This window comes from Oleiphilus sp. HI0128 (assembly GCF_001635365.1).
Window position 1 is genome coordinate 1 of sequence record NZ_LWGG01000620.1, and the last position, 4,303, is coordinate 4,303.

Genomic DNA, 4,303 nt, shown 5'->3' on the forward strand with positions numbered 1-4,303 from the left:
GTTTTAAGGACATGGCTCAGCTCTAAATTGAATAGACATTGGCTAGTATATATTATTTTTCAATATGCAATAAGTTGCATAATAATTTGTTTGCGAGGTAATATGTCGAAATAATGAGCTTGTCGTGAGCTTGGTTTTTTGTGTTTTTGACTGATTGATGCAGTGGAGAGAAATAATGGTGCGAACTGGAACTCGATATAGAAAAAACAAAGCAGATGATCATTATGATGTGATTGTTATTGGTTCCGGAATAGGTGGCCTGGCAAATGCGGCCTTACTCTCAAAGTTGGGAAAGAAGGTTTGTGTGCTAGAACAGCACTATACCGCAGGTGGCTACACGCACGCCTATGAGCGCAATGGTTATGAGTGGGATGTTGGTGTTCATTATATTGGTGAGGTTCATAAGCCTTGGACGGTGCTGCGCCGTTTGTTTGATGTGATCACAGATGGTCAGCTCAAATGGGAAGAGATGGACCCGCTTTTCGATCAAGTGATTATAGGCGGTAAAGAGTATAACTACCTAGCGGGAAAAGACGCTTTCAAAGACGAGATGAAGAAGAATTTTCCATCAGAGACTGAAGCTATCGATAAGTATGTGGAGCTTCTATATAGGGTAAGCTCTCTTGTGCCAAAATTCTTTGCCGGACAGGCAATGCCCAGAATGGCAGGTTTGCTCTATAACCGCGTTCGCCATAAATTTCTTCCGGATTATTTCTATAAAACAACTTACGAGGTGCTGAAAGAGCTTACTGATAACGAAGAACTTATCGGCGTCTTAACCGCTCAGTGGGGGGATTATGGTTTACCTCCTAAGAAAGCATCATTCATGATGCATGCGATGGTGGCGAAGCATTACTTGAATGGTGGTAGTTACCCGGTTGGGGGGGCAGCAAAAATTGCAGAGACAATTATTCCAGTGATTCAGCGTTCAGGAGGAAATGTCTTTACCTATGCTGGTGTGGATGAAATTCTCATCAAAAACAATAAAGCTTATGGCGTAAGGCTGAAGAAAGGTCAGGAAATTACGGCTGATGCAGTGGTAAGTTGCGCTGGTTTATATCCCACGGTGAATAAATTGCTGCCAGAGTCGGCTATCAAAAAGCATAAACTGAATAAGTTGTTAGAAAGAGTGGAGATTTCCTCGTCGCATATATGTATTTACGCGGGCTTTAAAGGTACGGCAAAAGAATTAGGGATACCTAAGAAAAACTTCTGGATATACCCGACGAGTGATCATGATGACAATGTAAGTAAGTTCAATGAGAGCTTGGAAGCAGAACTGCCGCTTACCTATATTTCTTTTCCTTCAGCAAAAGATCCAAGCTGGAATGAACGCTATCCTGGAAAGTCTACGGCAGAGATTGTAGCACCCTGTAAGCCAGAGTGGTTTGCGGAATGGGAAGGGTCGACCTGGAATAAGCGCGGGGAAGAGTACGAAGCGCTTAAGGTGAAGCTTACTGAAAAATTGATGAATATGCTTTACGAGCAAATGCCACAATTAAAAGATGCTCTTGATTATGTTGAGCTTTCGACGCCGCTTTCGACTCAATGGTTTCAATGGAATGAAGAAGGCGAGATTTATGGTATTGACCATAGCGTAGAGCGCTTTGAACAGGCGTGGTTGCATCCGGTAACGCCGATTAAAAACTTCTACCTTACCGGTGCTGATGTAGTGACTGCGGGTGTTGGTGGCGCATTGATGGCAGGTGTGATGACTGCTAGCGCAATGATGGGGGTAAAAGGCTACAAGGTTATGGGGTTAATAAAGAAGTGGCAGCCAGAACAAAATACGGAAGAGGCTTCGAAGGAATCGCTTCAAGCGGGGTAAATTCCACCTAATATTTTGCTCTTGCTTGCTCCCGTAACGGAGCAGGCATTGCCTGGCAGGTTGTTCAGTGTTTGTCTTGCTAACCAGGCGAAAGCGCTGGCCTCAACCAATTGCGGGTCTATTCCCAGGTCGAGGGTTGAACTTAAGCGATAGCTTGGAAGCAGGTTTTGGAGGCGAGTCATTAGTAGTTGATTATTGATGCCGCCGCCGCAGACGAAGATGTCGCAGCCATCACCATTAGTGCTGGTGATGATGCTGTTACTAATTGTGCTGGCCGTTAGCTCGAGTAGCGTGCGCTGAATATCTTCGCTTTGGAATGTGCTGTTTGCAATCTTATTGGCTATCCATGCTGAGTTAAACAGTTCTTTACCGGTGCTTTTGGGTGCTGTTTGTTTGAAATAGGGCTCGTCGAGAAAACCCTGTAATAAATCTTCGATAACAGACCCTGTGCTCGCCCAGTCGCCATTATGATCGTACGCTTTCTTTAAGCGGCTTTGAATCCATAGGTCCATAAGCATATTTCCGGGGCCTGTGTCGTAGCCGGATAGCTTGTTCTTTGTTTTTGAGAGCACTGAAATGTTCGCGATGCCGCCAATATTGGCAACGATTCTCGTTTCGTTTGAGTCGCCAAATACTGCTTGGTGAAATGCGGGGACTAATGGTGCGCCTTGCCCCTTCGCGGCCATATCTGCCATTCTGAAATCGGTAATCGTCGTGATATTAGTGATGTGGGCGATTGTACTTGGGTCGCCTATCTGGAGTGAAAAGGGTTTGCTTGACTCAGGGCGGTGTCTGATTGTTTGTCCGTGACAACCGATGGCGCAAACATCGCTACTATTCTTGTTGGCTTTCTTGAGTAAATCGTTCACGGTTTCCGCAATAGCTTCACCTAGCTCGACACTGGCTTCGCCAAGGCGGTCTATCTCATTGTCGCCTGGTAGTGACAATGACTGAAGTTTCGACTTAAGCGAGCTTGAAAATGGTGCGCTAAATGATTCAATGCCGGTGGTTTTGTTTTCAGATATTGAGGCAAGGACGGTATCGATTCCGTCCATGCTGGTGCCAGACATGACGCCTATATATAGTTTGTCTGCCATATCAGGGACTCTATCTGTACTTACTGATTAGAGGCGACTTGATAACTTTCTGAAAAGGTCTCGAGCTGTGCCAAGTGTGAGTGTGTTGCTTTCTTAAAGCGAGCAAGCTCCTTTTTAGGGATAGGGCTCGCGTGTGGCAGTTTCACCTTTAGAGAGTTTTTGTGGACACCGTTAACTCTAAATTCATAATGAAGATGGGGCCCTGTTGAACGTCCTGTGCTACCGACATAGCCAATGATTTGGCCTTGCTTAACGCGCTTGCCCGAGCGGATGCCGCGTGCGTAGCCATTCATGTGAGCATAAAGAGTGGTGATGCTTTGTCCGTGTTGGATGATGACAGTTTTACCGTAACCACCTTTTCTGGCTGCATGAATAACCTTGCCGTCACCAGTAGCTTTGATTGGCGTGCCGGTCGCCGCGGCGTAGTCAGTGCCTTTGTGCGCTCTGATTTTATGTAGAATAGGGTGCTTGCGACGCAGGTTGAAGCGTGAGGAGATGCGAGCGAAGTCGACAGGCGTTCTGATAAAGGCCTTCCGCATGCTTTTTCCGTCAGGAGTAAAGTAATTACTAATGCCGTTTTCTTGTTCATAGAGGACGGCAGAAAGTTCTCGTTCACGGTTGTGGAAGTTGGCCGCTAAAATTCTGCCGTTTTTGTACTTTTCTCCGTCTAGGTATAACTCTTCATAGATTAGGTTGAACTTGTCGCCGGAGCGGATATCTAAAATGAAGTCGATATCCCAGCCGAAAATATTGGCTAGCTCCATAATCTGCGACTGTGAGAGCCCGGCCTTTTGCCCTGCAAGGAATAATGAGCTTTCTATAGTTCCCTCACCGTAGGCGATATGAATATCCGGGGTGCGAGTAACAACTTCTTTAGTGAAAGAATTGTTTTCATCCCGTTTAAATACAATTGACTTAAGGGGGGAGCGAACCAGTTTGATTTGGGAAAGTTGCTCGTTCTCATCGTTAAGAAAGGCGATTTTTTCGCCAGGGTAAATGTTAGCAATCTGCTTTGCAGCTTTCGACGAGTGTATAACGGAGTACATGATTTTATCGTTGTACCCGGCTTTAGCAAACAGTGTTGATAATGTATTGCCTGATTTGATATCAAAACTCTGCCAGTTTTCGACTTTAGGCGTTGGGCTGGCAATCAGGGGCTGCTGGCTGGGCTCTTGCGTGTTTAATGCTTTAACGCTCTCGCTGCTAGACAAAACCTGGTTATCTAGATCAATCTCGATGGACGTTCTGGTTGCATTGACTTTGCTGCTAGGGCTCAGTGCAAGTACAAGTGTCATTACCGCGCCGGTGAGGCTGGCGGCTATCATGTGCTTTTTTGGAAAGGCGTGAATCAACGTCTGGCCTGCTTTAATTAATTGCT

The 4,303-nt window shown here is 45.8% G+C and carries 3 protein-coding genes; 1 reads left to right on the top strand and 2 read right to left on the bottom strand.

The genetic code is table 11. From position 1 onward, the window contains the following. Positions 1-175 precede the first annotated feature (175 nt). Positions 176-1,828 carry an NAD(P)/FAD-dependent oxidoreductase gene (locus A3763_RS07845; protein ID WP_082880411.1) on the top strand — a complete coding sequence of 551 codons (1,653 nt, stop codon included), beginning with the start codon at positions 176-178 and terminating at the stop codon, positions 1,826-1,828. On the opposite strand, the gene A3763_RS07850 is transcribed toward A3763_RS07845, so the two are convergent. Together A3763_RS07850 and A3763_RS07855 are read right to left on the bottom strand one after the other, a co-directional pair. Next, positions 1,816-2,925 (bottom strand): anhydro-N-acetylmuramic acid kinase, encoded by a 1,110-nt coding sequence (locus A3763_RS07850; RefSeq protein ID WP_068513055.1) that lies wholly within the window; start codon positions 2,923-2,925, stop codon positions 1,816-1,818. The genes A3763_RS07845 and A3763_RS07850 overlap by 13 nt on opposite strands. 20 nt (positions 2,926-2,945) lie before the next feature. After that, a partial coding sequence (locus A3763_RS07855) for an OapA family protein (RefSeq protein WP_369823099.1) occupies positions 2,946-4,303 on the bottom strand: 1,358 nt, incomplete at its 5' end.